This is a genomic window from Rhodococcus sp. 2H158, assembly GCF_053764755.1.
This window is the reverse complement of the sequence record NZ_JBSNCE010000019.1, coordinates 18369-36140: the sequence shown is the minus strand read 5'-3', so window position 1 is coordinate 36140 and position 17772 is coordinate 18369. Positions and strand designations below refer to the sequence as shown.

The 17772-nt window shown below is 71.5% G+C and carries 15 protein-coding genes and 1 pseudogene; 11 read left to right on the top strand and 5 right to left on the bottom strand.

What is annotated here, in order from left to right; translation table 11 throughout:
* The first annotated feature begins 30 nt into the window (after window positions 1-30).
* Together map and ACWPOB_RS18915 are read left to right on the top strand one after the other, a co-directional pair.
* Window positions 31-888: a type I methionyl aminopeptidase gene (gene map / locus ACWPOB_RS18920; protein ID WP_455401772.1), complete on the top strand. Its 858-nt coding sequence runs from the start codon at window positions 31-33 to the stop codon at window positions 886-888.
* 48 nt (window positions 889-936) lie between these two features.
* A complete protein-coding gene (locus ACWPOB_RS18915) occupies window positions 937-1503 on the top strand; it encodes an alpha/beta fold hydrolase (RefSeq protein WP_455401771.1) in 567 nt (188 codons plus the stop codon).
* Between the two features lie 67 nt (window positions 1504-1570).
* Here the strand turns inward: ACWPOB_RS18915 and mtr are convergent, their stop codons facing one another.
* Both mtr and ACWPOB_RS18905 read right to left on the bottom strand, forming a co-directional pair.
* On the bottom strand, window positions 1571-2944 hold the full coding sequence (gene mtr / locus ACWPOB_RS18910; protein WP_455401770.1) for a mycothione reductase: 1374 nt from the start codon (window positions 2942-2944) through the stop codon (window positions 1571-1573).
* 32 nt (window positions 2945-2976) lie between these two features.
* Window positions 2977-3984 (bottom strand): alpha/beta hydrolase, encoded by a 1008-nt coding sequence (locus ACWPOB_RS18905; protein WP_455401769.1) that lies wholly within the window; start codon window positions 3982-3984, stop codon window positions 2977-2979.
* Window positions 3985-4218: 234 nt separating this feature from the next.
* On the opposite strand from ACWPOB_RS18905, the gene mqo reads away from it, so the two are divergent.
* The 5 genes and pseudogenes from mqo to ACWPOB_RS18880 all read left to right on the top strand — a co-directional run.
* The gene (mqo, locus tag ACWPOB_RS18900) at window positions 4219-5748 is read left to right on the top strand and encodes a malate dehydrogenase (quinone) (protein WP_100056801.1); all 1530 of its coding nucleotides are present in this window, start codon (window positions 4219-4221) and stop codon (window positions 5746-5748) included.
* 135 nt (window positions 5749-5883) lie between these two features.
* A complete protein-coding gene (locus tag ACWPOB_RS18895; RefSeq protein ID WP_455401768.1) occupies window positions 5884-7566 on the top strand; it encodes a long-chain-fatty-acid--CoA ligase in 1683 nt (560 codons plus the stop codon).
* 111 nt (window positions 7567-7677) lie between these two features.
* Window positions 7678-8967, top strand: coding sequence for a uroporphyrinogen-III C-methyltransferase (gene cobA / locus ACWPOB_RS18890; protein WP_455401767.1), 1290 nt, complete (start codon window positions 7678-7680; stop codon window positions 8965-8967).
* An 11-nt stretch (window positions 8968-8978) separates the two neighbouring features.
* Window positions 8979-10460, top strand: a complete 1482-nt coding sequence (locus ACWPOB_RS18885; protein ID WP_100058632.1) for an MFS transporter — start codon at window positions 8979-8981, stop codon at window positions 10458-10460.
* 66 nt (window positions 10461-10526) lie between these two features.
* Window positions 10527-10964: pseudogene (locus tag ACWPOB_RS18880) on the top strand (aromatic acid exporter family protein); the annotation flags it as partial.
* Window positions 10965-11661: 697 nt separating this feature from the next.
* Here the strand turns inward: ACWPOB_RS18880 and yaaA are convergent.
* A complete protein-coding gene (gene yaaA / locus ACWPOB_RS18875) occupies window positions 11662-12405 on the bottom strand; it encodes a peroxide stress protein YaaA (RefSeq protein ID WP_455401766.1) in 744 nt (247 codons plus the stop codon).
* A 53-nt stretch (window positions 12406-12458) separates the two neighbouring features.
* Between yaaA and ACWPOB_RS18870 the strand changes: the two genes are divergently transcribed.
* Both ACWPOB_RS18870 and ACWPOB_RS18865 read left to right on the top strand, forming a co-directional pair.
* Complete coding sequence (locus tag ACWPOB_RS18870; protein ID WP_455401765.1) at window positions 12459-14192, top strand: proline--tRNA ligase; 1734 nt, start codon at window positions 12459-12461, stop codon at window positions 14190-14192.
* 58 nt (window positions 14193-14250) lie between these two features.
* On the top strand, window positions 14251-14907 hold the full coding sequence (locus ACWPOB_RS18865; protein ID WP_455401764.1) for an O-methyltransferase: 657 nt from the start codon (window positions 14251-14253) through the stop codon (window positions 14905-14907).
* 90 nt (window positions 14908-14997) lie between these two features.
* Here the strand turns inward: ACWPOB_RS18865 and ACWPOB_RS18860 are convergent, their stop codons facing one another.
* A complete protein-coding gene (locus ACWPOB_RS18860; protein WP_455401763.1) occupies window positions 14998-15444 on the bottom strand; it encodes a ferritin-like domain-containing protein in 447 nt (148 codons plus the stop codon).
* Window positions 15441-15953, bottom strand: a complete 513-nt coding sequence (locus ACWPOB_RS18855) for a hypothetical protein (RefSeq protein WP_455401762.1) — start codon at window positions 15951-15953, stop codon at window positions 15441-15443. Before ACWPOB_RS18855 ends, ACWPOB_RS18860 begins: the two co-directional genes overlap by 4 nt.
* Before the next feature lie 164 nt (window positions 15954-16117).
* Here ACWPOB_RS18855 and rimP point away from each other — a divergent pair, with 164 nt between their 5' ends.
* Window positions 16118-16726 (top strand): ribosome maturation factor RimP, encoded by a 609-nt coding sequence (gene rimP, locus ACWPOB_RS18850; protein WP_100058842.1) that lies wholly within the window; start codon window positions 16118-16120, stop codon window positions 16724-16726.
* Window positions 16723-17751 (top strand): transcription termination factor NusA, encoded by a 1029-nt coding sequence (nusA, locus tag ACWPOB_RS18845; protein WP_006937408.1) that lies wholly within the window; start codon window positions 16723-16725, stop codon window positions 17749-17751. The genes rimP and nusA overlap by 4 nt, the downstream gene beginning before the upstream one ends.
* Window positions 17752-17772 lie beyond the last annotated feature (21 nt).

Here is a 17772-nt window from a genome sequence, read left to right as displayed (position 1 = left end):
CCCCGCGGCGCGGGGCCTATTCTGGTGGGCATGCCTGTTCGCACCGCACTCGTTCCCGGAACCGTCTCGCCTGTCCGTGCCGTCCCCAACAGGATCGAGCGACCGGAGTACGCGTGGAAGCCCACGGCGAAGGAAGGTCACGAGCCGTGGGTGCAGACCCCGGAGACCATCGAGAAGATGCGGGTCGCCGGCCGCATCGCCGCGCAGGCACTGGCCGAGGCGGGCAAGGCCGTCGCGCCGGGCGTGACCACGGACGAGCTGGACCGCATCGCCCACGAGTACATGTGCGACCACGGCGCGTACCCGTCCACACTGGGCTACAAGGGGTTCGCCAAGTCGTGCTGCACGTCGCTGAACGAGGTGATCTGCCACGGCATTCCGGATTCGACGGTGATCGAGGACGGGGACATCGTCAACATCGACGTCACCGCCTACATCGGGGGAGTGCACGGCGACACCAACGCCACGTTCCTGGCGGGGAACGTCTCCGAGGAGCACCGCCTGCTGGTCGAGCGGACCCGTGAGGCGACGATGCGGGCGATCAAGGCCGTCAAGCCGGGCCGGGCGCTCAACGTCGTCGGCCGGGTCATCGAGGCCTACGCGAACCGGTTCGGGTACGGGGTGGTGCGCGACTTCACCGGTCACGGCATCGGCGAGACGTTCCACAACGGGCTGGTGATCCTGCACTACGACCAGCCGTCCGTCGACACCGTGCTCGAACCGGGAATGGTGTTCACGATCGAGCCGATGATCAACCTCGGCACGGTGGACTACGAGATCTGGGACGACGGCTGGACCGTGGTCACCAAGGACCGCAAGTGGACCGCCCAGTTCGAGCACACCATCGTGGTCACCGACACCGGGGCGGAAATCCTCACGCTGCCGTGACTCGGCCGGGTGCCGGCGACGTCGCCGTGTCGCGTACCGTGCTTCGGCATGGAACCGACTGACGTGGCGATCCCGGCCGGCACCTTCACCGTTCGCATCGACGGCCCCGAGAGCCGGCACGCGGTGCTGTTGCTGCCCGGCGCCGGGGAATCCGCCGACGTCTACGACGCGGTGTGCGAGCGGCTGCACCATTCGGATCTGCGCACGTTCGTGCCCGAGACCATCGACGGCCTCGACGTCGCGGGCGTGCACGCGCTGCTCGACGCCCTGAAGCTGCCGTGGGTGCACCTCGTCGGCAGCGGCGCCGGGGCGGAGCTGGCGTGGGCCGTCGCGTCGGGCCGGTTCGGCCGGTTCGCCAGCCTCGTCGTCGCCGACCGGGGCCATCCGGCGGTGCCGGACGTCGAGGGTGTCGTGCGGGACGCGAACGCCGCCCCCGCCGAGGTGCCCACCACCGTGCTCGTGGGCAGCGCTGCACGGCGCGCGGAGGCCGACGCATCGATGCGGTACGTCCTGTCGGAGTTCCGCGTCGTCGAACTGAGCGGGGTGGGCAACATCCCGGCCGAGGCGCCGGCGGAGCTGGCCAGCGCGATCGCCCTGCGCACCGGCAGCTGGTAGCAGCGGGCGGCTTCGCCGCCGGTGCGTCCTTCGGGAGGCCGGAACCGCCCGAAGGACGCACGCAGTCCTACAGACCCAGCAGTGCGTTCTCGACCAGTTCCGGCAGGGCCGGGTGGATCCAGTACTGGCCGGTGGCCGTCTCCCGTGCGGTGAGACCGAAGCTCATCGCCTGGATCAGCGGCTGGATCACCGACGACGCCTGCGGGCCCAGGAGGTGCGCGCCGAGCAGCTTGCCCGTGGCGCGGTCGGCGATCACCTTGCAGAAGCCCTCGGTGTCCTCCATCGCCCAGCCGTACGCGACGTCGCCGTAGTACTGGATCTTCACCGCGACGTCGTAGCCCTGGGTGCGGGCCTGCTCCTCGGTCAGCCCAACCGTCGCGATCTGCGGGTCGGTGAACACCGCGGACGGCACGAAGCGGTGGTCCGAGCGGCGCAGCGCGGAGGTGTCCTCGCCCCACGCGTCGCGGAGCAGGTTGTGCTGCACGACCCGGGCCTCGTGGTTCGCGACGTGCTTGAGCTGGTGCGACGACGAGACGTCACCGAGCGCGAAGACCCCGCGCGCGGTGGTCCGCTGGAACTCGTCCACGACAATCCGGCCGTCCTCGTGCAGCGCGATGCCGCCGGCGGCGGCGTCCAGTGCGTCCCCGTTGGGCGTGCGTCCCACCGCGACGAGCAACGCGTCGCCGCTGACGGTGGTGCCGTCGGCCAGTTCCACCTCGACGCCGTCGCCGACGGCGCGGAAGGCGACCGCGGGGTTGGACAGGTGCACGTCCCACCGGTCGGTGGCCAGGCCGGTGAAGTGCTCGGCGAGGTCGTGGTCGAGGTGCCGCAGCAGTTGACCGGTGCGGGCCAGCACCGACACCCGGGTGCCGAGGGCGGAGAAGACGTGTGCGAACTCCATCGCGATGAAGCCGGAGCCGAGGATCACGAGCGACTCGGGCAGTTTCGGCAGCCGCATGATGTCGTCGTTGGTGTAGTAACGCACCCCGCCGTCGAGTACCTCCTGTGGGATCACAGGGCGCGCGCCCGCGGCGACGACGACCTGGTCGGCGGTGATGATCTCCCCGGTCCCGGTGTCGAGGGTGCGCTCGCCGACGAACCGGGCGTGCCCGCGGTGGACGGTGACGTTCGCGCAGTCCTCGGTGCGGTAGCGCTCCCCGCCTGCCGCGATCGGGTCGATCCGGCCGAACACGCGGTCGACGATGTCGTTCCACCGGACCCCGTCGACCGTCGCGTCCACCCCGTACTTCGCGGCCTTGCGCACGGTCTGCGCGACCTCCGCCGCGTAGACGTACATCTTGGTGGGGATGCAGCCGACGTTGAGGCAGGTGCCGCCGAAGGTGCCCTGCTCGAGGATGGCCACCTTCTTGCCGTCGTATCGCTCGTCGACGATCGAGTTTCCGGATCCGGTGCCGATGATGGCCAGGTCGTAGTGGCTCACTGTTCTCCCGTAGGTCAGATTCGCGCGGACGGTCACAGGGTTCTGCTGTGACCGTCCAACCAGTCCAGCCACAGATCCAATTCCCGGAATGCCACCTCGAGGACCTCCGGTGTGGAGAGGAACACATCGTGGCGGGCACCGGTGATCGGGACGATCGTCGTGCGGTCGCCCAGGCACCCGGCCCAGCGGGCGATCTGTTTGACGTCGAGGACCGCGTCGGCGGTGTCCACCGTGGGGTCGTACGCCGGTGCCCAGCGCGTGTCCTTCGACCGCAGGATCAGCGACGGGACCCCGACGTCGAGGCCGCGGTGCAGTCGCGCGTGGCCGCGACGGACCGCGCGGAGCCAGCCGAACGTGACGGGGAACCCGGCCAGCGGCTTCCAGTCCAGGTCGTACTCCCACTGGCCGTTGGCGTTCTTGTGCAGGCTCATCCCGTAGGTGTCCAGGCTCTGCCCCGGGATGACGGCTCGGCTGCGGACCCGGCCGACGGTGTCGACCGCGACGGTGCCGAGGCTGCGCAGGATCGAGGGCCCCTGCAGGTCGAACCACGGGCTGTTGAGGATCAGGCCCTGGATCCCGGCGCCGCCCGTGCCGCCGGGCCGGCGGTTCATCCGATCGAGCCACAGCGGTAGGACCAGCCCGCCGGTGGAATGCGCCACGAGGAGGATGCCGCCGCCGATCTCGCTGCGGACGACCCGCAGCGCCTCCTCGAGCTCGGCGTCGTAGTAGGTCAGGTCGGTGACGAAGTGCGGCGTCTGCTCCGGTTGCCGGGAGCGGCCGCACTTGCGCAGGTCCAAGGCGAAGAAGCGGTACCCCTGGGCTGCGAAATGCTCGGCGAGGTGCTGCTGGAAGAAGTAGTCGGTGAATCCGTGCACGTAGATCACGGCACGGTCCGGGGCGGACTCGCCGCCGGGGTAGACGGACGGCTGATAGCGGACGAGGGTGGCGGTGACCTCGCCCTCGCCGTCCGGATCGGGGCCGAGAGGCAGCGTGAGCTGCTCGTATCCGTCGCCGAGGATATCGGGCATCCAAGTAGTCACGATCACACTGTATTGGTCACTACGCGGACCTGTCGTGGGGGCACAATTGGGTGAAGACAAACGCCGGACAACGCGCGGGTAACCTGTTCGTCGCAGTCGGCGCGGCCGCGACGTCGCCGGGATCCGCGAGTGCAGCGAGACCCGGCCGGCGAGCACGGACGTGCACGGGACACTCACGCGGAGCAGTGCGGAACGCAACGGCGCGTGCGAACAGACAAGGAAGTCGATCCTCCAGTGTCAGAGAACGTGGTAGAGGCCAAGACCGATGTAGTGCTCGTGGGCGCGGGCATCATGAGCGCGACGCTCGGCGCAATCCTGCGCCGGCTGCAGCCCGACTGGTCCATCACCGCCTTCGAGCGGCTCGACGCCGCCGCGGCGGAGAGCAGCGATCCCTGGAACAACGCAGGCACCGGTCACTCGGCGCTGTGCGAGCTGAACTACACGCCCGCCAAGCCGGGCGGTGGCGTGGACATCGCCAAGGCGATCAACGTCAACGAGCAGTTCCAGGTCTCGCGCCAGTTCTGGGCGTTCGCGGTGGACAACGGCATCCTCACCGATCCCAAGAACTTCATCAATCCCGTTCCGCACGTCAGCTTCGTCCACGGCGCCGACAACGTGAAGTACCTGCGTGCCCGCTACGACGCGCTGGCCGGGCACCCGCTCTTCGCCGGCATGGAGTACTCGGAGAGCCCCGAGTACTTCTCCGAGCGGTTGCCGCTGATGGCGCAGGGCCGTGACTTCTCCGAGCCCATCGCGCTGAACTGGACCCAGGACGGCACCGACGTCGACTTCGGTGCCCTCACCAAGCAGCTGCTGAACAACGTCGCCGCGTCGGGCGGCACCGTGCACTTCGGCCACGACGTGACCGACCTGGACAAGCAGTCCGACGGCAGCTGGATCGTCAAGGTCCGCAACCGCCGCACCGGCCAGGCCCGCAAGGTGCATGCCCGGTTCGTGTTCGTCGGTGCCGGCGGCGGAGCGCTGCACCTGCTGCAGAAGTCGGGTATCGCGGAGGCCAAGGGCTTCGGCGGCTTCCCCGTCTCCGGCCAGTTCCTGCGCTGCACCAACCCGGAGCTGATCGCCATGCACAGCGCGAAGGTGTACGGGAAGGCGGCCGTGGGCGCGCCGCCGATGTCGGTTCCGCACCTCGACACCCGCGTGATCGGCGGCAAGCAGGGCCTGCTGTTCGGCCCGTACGCCGGCTGGTCCCCGAAGTTCCTCAAGAACGGCAAGCTCACCGACCTGCCCGGCTCGGTCAAGCCCAACAACCTGCTGTCGATGATCGGCGTCGGCCTCACCGAGATGGGTCTGACCAAGTACCTGATCGGTGAGCTGATGCAGTCGCCGCGCGACCGCATCGGCACCCTCGGCGAGTTCGTGCCGCGGGCCCGCATAGCGGACTGGGAGCTCATCACCGCCGGTCAGCGGGTGCAGGTGATCCGCCGCAAGGGTGCGGGTGGAGTGCTCGAGTTCGGCACCGCCGTGGTCAATGCCGGCGACGGCACGATCGCCGGTCTGCTCGGCGCGTCCCCCGGCGCCTCGACCGCCGTTCCGGCGATGCTCGACGTTCTCGAGCGCTGCTTCCCCGACCGGTGGACGGCGTGGCAGGACACCCTCAAGGAGATGGTGCCGTCCCTCGGGGTCAAGCTCTCGGACGACACCGCGCTGTTCGACAAGGTCTGGCGCTGGGGCACCAAGTCCCTGCAGCTCGATGTCGCCTCCGCGGTGGACGCCACCGCCCCGGCGGAGCCGGCGACGGTCTGACCGCCCTTCCTCCGATGCGGCCTGCGAGGGTCTCGGCCGGGTCCGACCCTCGCGGGCCGCGCCGTCCGCCGGAACGTCGTGGCGCCCGCGCCCCAGCGGGATACCCTGATCCCAGTCGCTGAGAGGGGCGGGGCTGTGGGCACCGGTATGGAACGGATCTGGCTCGACAGCTACGCCGAGGGGGTGCCGTCGGACATCGCACCCCCCGAGCACTCGCTGGTCGACATGCTGGAAGCGTCGGTCGCTCGGTTCGGGCCACATCCGGCGCTCGAGTTCTTCGGCGCGGAACTGACCTATTCGCAACTCGGCGACCGGGTGCACCGTGCCGCGGAGGGGCTGCGACGGCTCGGCGTGCGCCCCGGCGACCGGGTGGCGCTCGTCCTGCCGAACTGTCCGGAACACGTGATCGCGTTCTATGCGGTCCTGCGGATCGGCGGCGTGGTGGTCGAGCACAATCCGCTCTACACCGGCGAGGAGATGGCCCACCAGTTCGCGGACCACGGCGCCACGGTGGCGATCGCCTGGGACAAGGTCTGTCCGCTGCTGCAGCGGATCGCCGGGGACACGGCCGTCGAACACATCGTGGCGGTGAACATCACTCGTTCGATGCCGTGGTCCAAGCGGCTCGCGCTCACCCTCCCCGTCCCGAGAGCGCGCACGTTGCGGGACGCGCTGACGGGGCCGGCGCCGGGGACGATTCCGTGGCAGCGGCTGCTGGCCGACGGACCCCTCGACCCGGAGCATCCGCGCCCCTCCGTCGGCGATCTGGCGGTCGTCCAGTACACGAGCGGCACCACCGGCACCCCGAAGGGCGCGATGCTCACGCACTCGAACCTCGGCGCCAACGCCGCGCAGGGCCGCGCCTGGGTGCCGGGGCTGGTCGACGGTGCAGAGGTCGTCTACGCGGTGCTGCCGATGTTCCACGCCTACGGGCTCACCCTGTGTGTGACCTTCGCGATGAGCATCGGCGCCCGTCTGGTGCTGTTCCCCAAGTTCGACGTGGATCTGGTGCTCGCCGCCGCGAAGAAGCACCCACCCACGTTCATGCCCGCGGTGCCGCCGATCTACGAGCGGCTCGCCCGCGCCGCCCGGGAGCGGTCGGTGGATCTGACGTCGGCGCGCTGGTCCATTTCCGGGGCGATGCCCTTGCCGACGGAGACACTGGAACTGTGGGAGGCGGTCACCGGGGGCGTGCTGGTCGAGGGGTACGGGCTCACCGAGACGTCGCCGGTCGCGGTCGGCAATCCCATCGGACTCGCCCGCCGGCCCGGTGCCGTCGGAGTTCCCTTCCCGAGCACCGAGATCCGGGTGGTCGATCCGGCCGACCCTGCGCGCGACGTCGAACCCGGGCAGCGGGGAGAGCTGCTGATCCGCGGACCGCAGGTGTTCTCCGGATACTGGAACAAGCCCGAACAGACGGCTGAGGCGCTGCTCGACGGCGGCTGGTTCCGGACCGGTGACATCGTCCAGGTCGACCGCGACGGATTCGTCACGGTCGTGGACCGGATCAAGGAACTGATCATCACCGGTGGCTTCAACGTCATGCCGTCCGAGGTCGAAGCGGCGCTGCGGCTGTTCCCGGGAGTAGTCGACGCCGCCGTGGTGGGTCTGCCGACTCCTGACGGCAGCGAGGAGGTGGTGGCGGCGGTGCTGGTCTCGGGCGACGACTTCGACCCCGAGGCGGCGCGGGAGCACTGCCGTTCGCGCCTGGCCGCCTACAAGGTCCCGCGGCGTGTGGTGGTGGTGGACGACCTGCCGCGGTCCCTGATCGGGAAGGTACTCCGCCGGCAGGTCCGCGAGTCCCTCCTCGTCGGCTGAGTCCTCCGGACGCCGTGCGTGCCGGGCCTGCGGCGTCCCTCACGAAGTTCGTACGGCGGATGGCGCCGCGATCGGCCCTGCCCGTAGTGTTTGTGCGTTCCACGCAGCGTGATGCGCGTTGCACACAGTGCCGAAAGATGGGAAGTGCCGGTGTCCAGTGCTGCCGATGACGAGACCAACTACCTGGTCGGGCTCAATTTGCGGGGCCGGCGAGTGGTGGTGGTCGGGGGCGGTACCGTCGCACAGCGGCGGCTCGGTCTGCTCGTTGCCGCCGGTGCCCACGTGCACGTGATCACCCGTGCGGCGACGCCCGCCGTCGAGGGCATGGCCACCGCCGGGCAGATCACCCTGGAACTGCGCGACTACCGTGACGGGGATCTCGACGGCGCCTGGTACGCCATCGCCTGCACCGACGAACCGGACACCAACGCCGCGATCGTCGCCGAGGCCGAACGTCACCGCATCTTCTGTGTCCGGGCCGACAACGCCCGCCGCGGCACGGCCGTCACCCCGGCCACCGCCCACTACGACGGGATGACCGTCGGTGTGCTGGCCGGCGGCGACCACCGCCGCTCCGCGGCCGTGCGCACCGCGATCCGCGAGGCCCTGCAGTCCGGTGCCGTCGTCGCCGACGCCGAGCCCGCCCGCCCCGGGGTCGCGCTGGTCGGTGGCGGCCCGGGCGATCCCGACCTGATCACCGTCCGCGGGCGGCGCCTGCTGGCTCGCGCCGACGTCGTCGTCGCCGACCGGCTGGCCCCGCCGGAGCTGCTCGCCGAGCTCGGTCCGCACGTCGAGGTGATCGACGCCGCCAAGATCCCCTACGGCCGGGCGATGGCGCAGGAGGCCATCAACCAGGCGCTGATCGACGGCGCCAAGGCCGGAAAGTTCGTCGTCCGGCTCAAGGGCGGCGACCCGTACGTGTTCGGCCGCGGCTACGAGGAACTCGAGGCGTGCGTCGCCGCCGGAGTGCCCGTGACCGTCGTCCCCGGCATCACCAGCGCCATCTCGGTGCCCTCCGCGGCCGGGATCCCGGTCACCCACCGCGGCGTCACTCACGAGTTCGTCGTGGTCAGCGGCCACGTGGCGCCCGACCACCCGGATTCGCTCACCGACTGGGGTGCGCTGGCGCGCCTGCGCGGCACGCTCGTGCTGCTGATGGCGGTCGAGCGGATCGAGCAGTTCGCCGCCGCCCTGCTCGAGGGCGGCCGGCCCGCGCAGACCCCGGTCACCGTGATCCAGGAGGGCACGCTGCGCACCCAGCGGGTGCTGCGCGCCGACCTGAAGACCGTCGCCGCCCGCGTCCGGGAGGAGCAGATCCGCCCGCCGGCCATCATCGTGATCGGACCGGTGGCCGGGTTCGACATCGGGCCGGTGGCCGGGGTCGCCTCGGGCGCTCGGTAACGTTGATCCACATGGCCGAAACCTCCTCGCCCGTGAGCTACCCCGTCACCACGCGTGCGCTGGGCCTGGCGATCATCGTCCTCAGCGGTCTGCAGTTGATGGTCGTGCTCGACGGCACGGTCGCCAATCTCGCGCTGGCGCCGCTGCAGGAGGACCTCGGTCTGAGTGACGCGGGCCGCAACTGGGTGCTCACGTCGTATGCCCTGAGCTACGGGGGGCTGATGCTGCTCGGCGGACGTCTCGGCGACGCCTTCGGCCGCAAACGCATGTTCATCGCCGGCGTCGGCCTGTTCACCGTCGCGTCGCTGCTGTGCGGCCTCGCCGTCAACGAGGGCACCCTGGTCGCGGCCCGCGCGCTGCAGGGTGTCGGCGCCGCCGTGGCCTCGCCCACGGCCCTGGCGCTGGTCGCCACCACCTTCGCGCCCGGACCGGCCCGCAACCAGGCGATCGCCATCTTCGCGGCCATGACGGGCGTCGGATCGATCGCGGGGCTGATCATCGGCGGCGCCCTCACCGAGGTGTCCTGGCGCTGGATCTTCCTGATCAACGTGCCGATCGGGATGCTGATCGTGAGCCTGGCGGTGGTCGCGCTGCGCGAGACCGCGGCCGAGCGGCTGCCGCTGGACGTGCCGGGCGCGGTGCTCGCCACACTCGGCTGCACCGGTCTCGTCTTCGGGCTCACGGAGGGCCCGGAGATGGGGTGGACCAGTCCCGCGGTGGTCGGCGCGCTGATCACCGGTACCGCGCTGCTCGCGGTGTTCCTCGTCGTCGAGCGCCGCGCCGAGAACCCGCTGCTGCCGTTCGTACTGTTCCGCAATGCGGACCGGGTCGCGACGTTCGTGTCCATCTTCTTCGCCGGTGCCGTCATGTTCAGCCTCGCCGCGTTCGTCGCCCTGTTCGTGCAGGACATCCTCGGCTATTCGCCGCTGCAGGCCGGCCTGGCGTTCGTGCCCTTCGCCTTCGGCCTGGGCGCCGCCGCGGCGGTCGCGTCGAAGCTGGCGGTGCGGGTGCGGCCCCGCTGGCTGGTCGTCACCGGGTCCCTGATCATGGCGGTCAGCCTCCTGTACGGGTCGACGATGTCGCACACCGTCGCCTACCTGCCGACGCTGTTCGTCCTGGTGCTCGTCGTCGGGTTCGGGGTAGGCCTGGCCGTGGTGCCGCTGCCGCTGTGCGCGATCGCCGGCGTCGGCTCGCACGAAATCGGCCCGCTCGCGGCGATCGCTCAGGTGGCGCAGACCCTCGGCGGACCCATCGGCCTGGCCGTGATCGGCGCGATGGCCACGTCGCGGACCCTGTCGCTGGGCGGCACGTCCGGCGCCGTCGCCGACATGGATCCCGGCCAGCTCTACGCGCTGGGGGAGGGCTACCTCTTCGCCCTCGTCGGCTGTGCGGTGTGCGCCGTGATCGCGGGTGCCGCGGCGTTGTTCATCCGCTTCACCCCCGAGCAGGTGGCGCAGGCCCAGGTGGCGGAGAAGGCGGCGCAGGGCGCATAGCCCCCGTACCGTACCGACCCTGCCGCCGAGGTGTGTCCGGCCCCAGCGGCGGGGTAGCCGACGGACATGTTGTCGACCCTCACCGAGTGGGCGCGGTTTCCGGCGACGTGGACCGCACGCGCGGTACGCGTGCGCGGACACGAGCGGTACGTCGCCGCGCAGGCGCTGAAGTCGGCCCTCGCGGCGGTCCTCGCGTGGCTCGTCGCCGCCGAGTGGCTGACGCTGCCGCAGGCCTTCCTCGCCCCCTACGTCGCGGTGTTCCTCGTCGAGACCACGGTGTTCCGGTCCCTCCGGCAGGCGGTGGTGCAGATCGCAACGGTCGTCGCCGGCGTGCTGCTCGCGGCAACGGCGGAATGGCTGCTGCCGGGGCAGACGGCGGCGATCGGCGTCGTGGTGCTCGTCGGCTGGTTCGTCGGCCGCTGGCGGCGGTTCGGTTCGAACGGGATCTGGGTGGCGATCACCGCGTTGCTGGTGATCGCGACGGGCGCCGCCGGCAGCCCGGTGATGCTGGGGGAGCGGCTGATCGAGACGGCGATCGGTGCAGCGTGCGGACTCGTGGTGACCGCGGCGCTGTTCCCGCCCGTCTACCCGGTCGGGGACGAACTCGGGGTACTCGCCCGTGAGGCCCGATCCCTGCTGTGTGACATGGCCGCCGGGTTGGGCGACGAGGCGGGTCCGGGGGCCGGGGGCTGGGTGCGTCGCACGGGGGAGATCGACCGGATGATGGACCGCGCGGCGGAGTCGTCGCAGTGGGCACGAGAGAGTGTGCGGCTCAATCCGCGCCCTATCGCGGCCCGGGTCCGGGATCAGGCCTCGGCCTCCGACGACGTCCTCGACCGGCTGTGGTACGCCGTGCCGGCGCTCCGCGAACTCGCCCGCGTGGCGGAGGCGGCGTCGGACGGCGTTCTCGACGGGGCGGACGACGCGGCGCGCTGCTCTGTGCCTGCTCTCCTGACAGCCCTGGCCGAGCTCGTGGACCGGATCGGGGACGCCGCCGACCCCGTCCGATTCGCCGACCCCGTCCGATTCGCCGACCCCGTCCGATTCGACGAGGCCTGCGGCGAGTGCGCCGACCGGCTGGCCGAGCTGCAGCGATCGGCCGCCGGGTCCGCCGATCCTCGGGTGGCGGCCGTGCTCGGCAGCTTCTGGCACCCGGCGCACCGGTTCCTCACCGCGGTGCAGGACACCGCGCGCGCCGCAGTCAGGTCAGGATCACCAGTTCGGTGGCTGACGCCACCTCGGCCCGCAGGCCCGCCCGGGCCGCGACGCGGGCGGCACCGTCGACGTCGGCCGGCTCCGCGCGGGTCAGTACGAGCGCGCGGGCCAGCAGGCCCTTGTGATGCTTGTTGAAGTGACTGACCACCTTGCGGCCGCCGTCGGGCTGCTCGGTGAGCACGGTCGCGGTGACCGCGCCGGGGACGGGCCCGAGCTGCCGATACACCCCCGACCGCAGGTCCACCACGAGCTCCCCGGCGGCCTCGGCGGCCAGTGCGCCGCTCAGCTCCGGGCGCCACCGCGACGCGAGGGTCCCGACGCCGGGCAGCTTCGATCCGCCCGACAGGCGATAGGCCGGGATGGGATCGCCGGCGCGCACCGCGCCGAACAGGGCCGACCCGATCGCGAGTCGCCGGTAGGCCTTCTCCCGCTGCGCCCGGGTGAACGAGCCGGCGTCGAGGGCGTCGAACAGCACCCCGGTGTAGCGCGCGAGAGCCGGCCGGGTGGGCGAGACCCACAGCTTGGCGTTGCGTTCGATCTCGTCCGCCTGCGTGGGGCCCAGGCCCAGGGCGAGGCTCGACGCCTCCTGATCCGCGGCCAGGTCGACGAGCGCCTGCACCAGCTCCTCGCGGGTCGCGGTCAGTTGCGGCATCGACAGCTCGCCCAGGTCGAGGGGCGCACCGTCGCCGCCGTCGGACTTGGCTTCGGAGGGAGGCAGAAGCACCAGCACAAGCGGTAACCGTACCGAGGTCGGTTCCGGGGCGGCAGGTAGGCTGCTCTCCCGTGATCACCCGCATGTCGCACCTGTTTCTCCGCACCCTCCGCGACGACCCGGCCGACGCCGAGGTCGCCAGCCACAAGCTGCTCGTGCGCGCCGGCTACGTCCGCCGCATCGCCCCGGGGGTGTACTCGTGGCTGCCGCTGGGTCTGCGGGTGCTGCGGCAGGTCGAGCGTGTCGTGCGCGAGGAGATGAACGCGATCGGTGGGCAGGAGATCTCGCTGCCGGCGCTGCTGCCGCGCGACCCCTACGAGACCACGAACCGGTGGACCGAGTACGGCGACGGGTTGTTCCGGCTCCAGGACCGCAAGGGCGCCGACTACCTGCTCGGACCCACCCACGAGGAGATGTTCGCGCTCACCGTCAAGGGTGAATACAACTCGTACAAGGATTTTCCGGTCACCCTGTACCAGATCCAGACGAAGTACCGCGACGAGGAACGTCCCCGTGCCGGCATCCTCCGCGGCCGCGAGTTCGTGATGAAGGACTCCTACAGCTTCGACCTCACCGACGAGGGCCTGGCCGAGTCGTACCGGGCGCATCGTGACGCCTACGAGCGGATCTTCGCCCGACTCGGCGTGAAGTACGTGATCGTCTCCGCGACGTCGGGCGCCATGGGCGGCAGCGCGTCGGAGGAGTTCCTCGCCGAGAGCGACGCCGGCGAGGACACGTACGTGCGCTGCCTCGAGTCGGGCTACGCCGCGAACGTCGAGGCCGTCAAGACCCTGGCCCCCGAGCCGGTTTCGTTCGACGGGCTGCCCGAGGCGGTGGTGCACGACACCCCGGACACCCCGACCATCGACACTCTCGTCGAGTGGGCCGCCGGTGCGCTCGACCGCCCGGTGACCGCCGCCGACACCCTCAAGAACATCCTCGTCAAGACGCGGCGACCCGGCGGGGAGTGGGAACTGCTCGGCATCGGCATCCCCGGCGACCGGGAGGTCGACGACAAGCGGCTCGGCGCGTCGCTCGAGCCGGCCGAGTACGAGCTGCTCACGGACGCCGACTTCGCGGCCAACCCGTTCCTCGTCAAGGGGTACATCGGTCCGAAGGCGTTGCTGGACAACGGAGTTCGTTACCTCGTCGATCCGCGTGTCGGAAACGGCACGTCGTGGATCACCGGTGCCGACGAGCCCGGCAGGCACGTCGTCGGACTCGTCGCCGGGCGCGACTTCACCCCGGACGGCACGATCGAGGCCGCCGAGGTGCGCGACGGTGACCCGTCCCCGGACGGTGCGGGCCCGCTCGTGTCGGCGCGCGGCATCGAGATCGGCCACGTGTTCCAGCTCGGCCGCAAGTACACCGACGCGTTCGCCGTCGACGTGCTCGGTGAGAACGGCAAGCCGGTGCGCCCGACCATGGGTTCCTACGGCGTCGGTGTCTCCCGGCTCGTCGCCGTGATCGCCGAGCAGCAGCACGACGACAAGGGCCTGCGGTGGCCCGCCGAGGTCGCCCCGTTCGGGGTGCACCTGGTGATCGCGAACAAGGACGAGGCGGCCCGGGAGGGCGCCGAGAACCTGGCCGCCGAGCTCGACAAGGCGGGCGTCGAGGTGCTGCTCGACGATCGCAAGGCCTCGCCCGGCGTGAAGTTCAAGGACTCCGAGCTGCTCGGCGTGCCGCTGGTCGTCGTCGTCGGCCGCGGCTGGGCCGACGGCAAGGTCGAGCTGCGCGACCGGTTCAGCGGCGAGTCCCGCGAGGTGCCGGCCGATGCGGCCCTGAAGGAGATCCTCGGCGCGTAGTAGCACCCCGGTGGCCCTCCGGATCGCGTGCGGGCCACCGGGGCACCACACTGATGCCATGGACGACTGGGAGCGCACCGACGCCTACCTGACCGACACCTTGATCGGGGCCGACCCTCAGCTCGAGGACGCGCTCGCGGCGAACACCGCGGCGGGCCTGCCGCCGATCGACGTCGCACCCGTGCAGGGCAAGTTCCTGCATCTGCTGGCGCGGATCCGCGGTGCGCAGCGCATCCTCGAGATCGGCACGCTCGGCGGGTACTCCACCATCTGGCTCGCGCGGGCCGTCGGCGACGACGGGCGCGTGGTCACCCTCGAGTACGAGCCCCGGCACGCCGAGGTCGCCCGCGCCAACCTCGATCGCGCCGGCGTGGGGGCGCGGGTCGACATCCGCGTGGGCGCCGCGCTCGACACCCTGCCGTCCCTCGAGGGCGGGGCCCCGTTCGACCTGGTGTTCGTCGACGCGGACAAGGAGAACAACCCGCACTACGTGCGGTGGGCGCTGCGGCTCGGCCGCCCCGGCACCGTCATCGTCGTCGACAACGTGATCCGCGGCGGTTCGGTCACCAACGCCGATCTCGACGACGAGCGGGTGCGCGGCGCCCGAGAGGTGCTGGAACTCATGGCCACCGATCCCCGGCTCGACGCGACGGCGCTGCAGACCGTCGGCGCGAAGGGCTGGGACGGCTTCGCGATCGCCGTGGTGACCGGATAGCCGCGTCGCGCGGCGCATCCGCCCGCTCCCCGCTCGTGCGCGCACGCAATCGGGCGCGGGTGAGCGGCCGGCGCGCGGACGCCGTGGAGGTCAGGGCTGCCCGGGCAGCGCGACGGACGGCGGGACGACCCCGAGGTTCGCGCGCCACCGGGCCGCCCGCATCGCGGACTCGGTGAGCGCCTCGATCGCCGCCCCGCGGGTGTGCTCGCTGCGTGCCCGCTCGACGACGGAGCGCCACGCCACCGCGACATCGGTCTCGATCTGCACCGCCAACTGTGCGGCGGAAACCGGGTCGGTCACCGGGAAGGGCGTCGTGTACCCGGCGGCCGCGGTGGGCGGGGTGACGGCGGCGGCCCGCAGCGCGTCCGTGGTGGCGTCGCGCCGGGCGCGGTGGGCGGCGGCGTCCGCCGACACCTCGGCCGCGCGGGCGGGGTTGGAGAACGCGGCGACGATGCCGTAGCCGAACACCGCGGCGTACTCGGCGTTCAACGCGTCCACGAGGGCCTGCTGCTCGACGCCGAGCGATTGCGAACTCACGGCAGCAGCACCCCCCTGTGCACGGCGCACGCGGCGCTGATCGAGGCGAGCAGGCCCGCCCGGTAACCCTGCAGGGTGCGGGCCAGGTCCGCGGCGGCGCGCTGGGAGCCGTTCAGCCGCTCGCGCAGCAGGTCGAGGGTCGGTGGATCCGCGGCCGGGGCGGCGGTCGTCGTCGTGGTGGTCGACGCCGTGGTGGTCGACGCCGGGTCGGCCCCGGCGAGACGGGCCACCTCGGCGTCCAGGACCTGGGCGTGGGTCGTGCGTTCGGCGCCGACGGCATTCAGGGCGCCCGCCCGGTCGGGAAGCAGCGCGACGAGCAGAGCGGCGGTCGCGGCGTCGACGCGCGCCCGCTCGGCCTGGGCGATCAGCGGATCGACCTCCCCGGCGCCGTCGTCCTCGCCGGCGCCGCAGCCGGCGACGGCGAGCGCGCCGACGCTGCCGAGCGCGGCGCCGGACCAGCGCAGCACGGTGCGTCGGGACACGGGCGGTGAGGATGCGGGCGTCGGCACCGCACCATCGTGCCAGCCCGGCCCGGGCGGATCCGACGGTGGTCGGGCCGCGGGGGGTTGGTCACGGGAGCGCCGGATGCGCGATACCCTTGAATACCTGCCGGTCCGCTCGTGCGCCGGCATGACGTCCGCTGCGATCACAACTGAACGAGGAGCTTGTCGCGATGCCGGTGCCGCCCCCGGAGAGAATTGCCGAACTCGTCTCCGGCCCGATCGAGCGCGCGGGGTACGACCTCGAGGACGTGGTGATCACGTCTGCAGGCAAGCACAGCACGGTGCGGCTGTTCGTCGACAGCGACGCCGGGTTGAGCCTCGACGAGGCCGCCCGCCTGAGCACCCTGGTCTCCGAGGCGTTCGAAGCCGTCTCCGATTTCGGCGAATCGCCCTACGTGCTCGAGGTGACCAGCCCCGGCATCGGCCGCCCGCTCACCCGCGAGCGGCACTGGCGCCGGTCCCAGGCCCGCAAGGCCCGGATCGAACTGGACGACGAGACGATCGTCGGCCGCATCGGTGAGCTCGTCGGGGACGAGGTCCGGATCGTCGTTCCCGGCCGCAGCGGGCCCTCGGTGCGGGCGATCCCGCTCGCGGAGGTGCGCCGCGCCGTCGTCGAGGTGGAGTTCAACGCGCCGAATCCGCGCGAACTCGAACTCGCGGGCGGCCTGCCGGACGGCCGGGTGCGTGCAGGCGAGATCGCCGAGGGCGCCGGCGACGACCCGGACGACGAGAGCGGCACGGACTACAACGGCACGGACGAAGTGAAGGTGGACAAGTGAATATCGACATCGCAGCCCTGAAGGTCCTCGAGGCCGACAAGAACATCCCGTTCGACGCGCTGATCGAGACGATCCAGACGGCCCTGCTCACGGCCTACCGGCATACCGACGGGCACCAGCCGCACGCGAGCGTCGACGTGGACCGCAGGACCGGTGCCGTGCGGGTGATGGCGCAGGAGTTCGACGCGGACGGCAACCTCGTCTCCGAGTGGGACGACACCCCGGAGGGCTTCGGTCGCATCGCGGCGACCACCGCCCGCCAGGTGATCATGCAGCGCATTCGCGATGCCGAGCACGAGCAGCGGTTCGGGGAGTTCGCGACGCACGAGGGCGAGGTTGTCGCCGGTGTGGTCCAGCGCGACACCCGCGCCAACGCCCGCGGCATGGTCGTGGTGAAGATCGGCGCCGAGACCACCGGCACCGAAGGGCTGATCCCGCCGGCCGAGCAGGTGCCCGGCGAGACGTACGAGCACGGCGACCGGATCCGGTGCTACGTCGTCGGGGTTTCGCGGGGGCAGCGCGGCCCGCAGATCACCCTGTCGCGGACGCACCCCAACCTGGTGCGCAAGCTCTTCGCCCTCGAGGTGCCGGAGATCGCGGACGGGTCGGTGGAGATCGTCGCCGTCGCGCGGGAAGCCGGTCATCGCTCCAAGATCGCCGTCCACTCGCGGGTGCCGGGACTGAACGCCAAGGGCGCGTGCATCGGCCCGATGGGGCAGCGGGTGCGCAACGTCATGCGCGAACTCGGTGACGAGAAGATCGACATCATCGACTTCGACGAGGATCCGGCGAAGTTCGTCGGTAACGCGCTGTCCCCGTCGAAGGTGGTATCCGTCACAGTCGTCGACCCCGACGCGCGCGCCGCGCGGGTCGTCGTTCCCGACTACCAGCTGTCCCTCGCGATCGGCAAGGAAGGGCAGAATGCCCGGCTGGCCGCGCGGCTGACCGGGTGGCGGATCGACATCCGCAGCGATGCCGCGGCCGGGGGTCCGGCGTCGGCGGGATCGCCCGCGACAGGCAGATAGGGGTGGAATGCACGGTTCCGG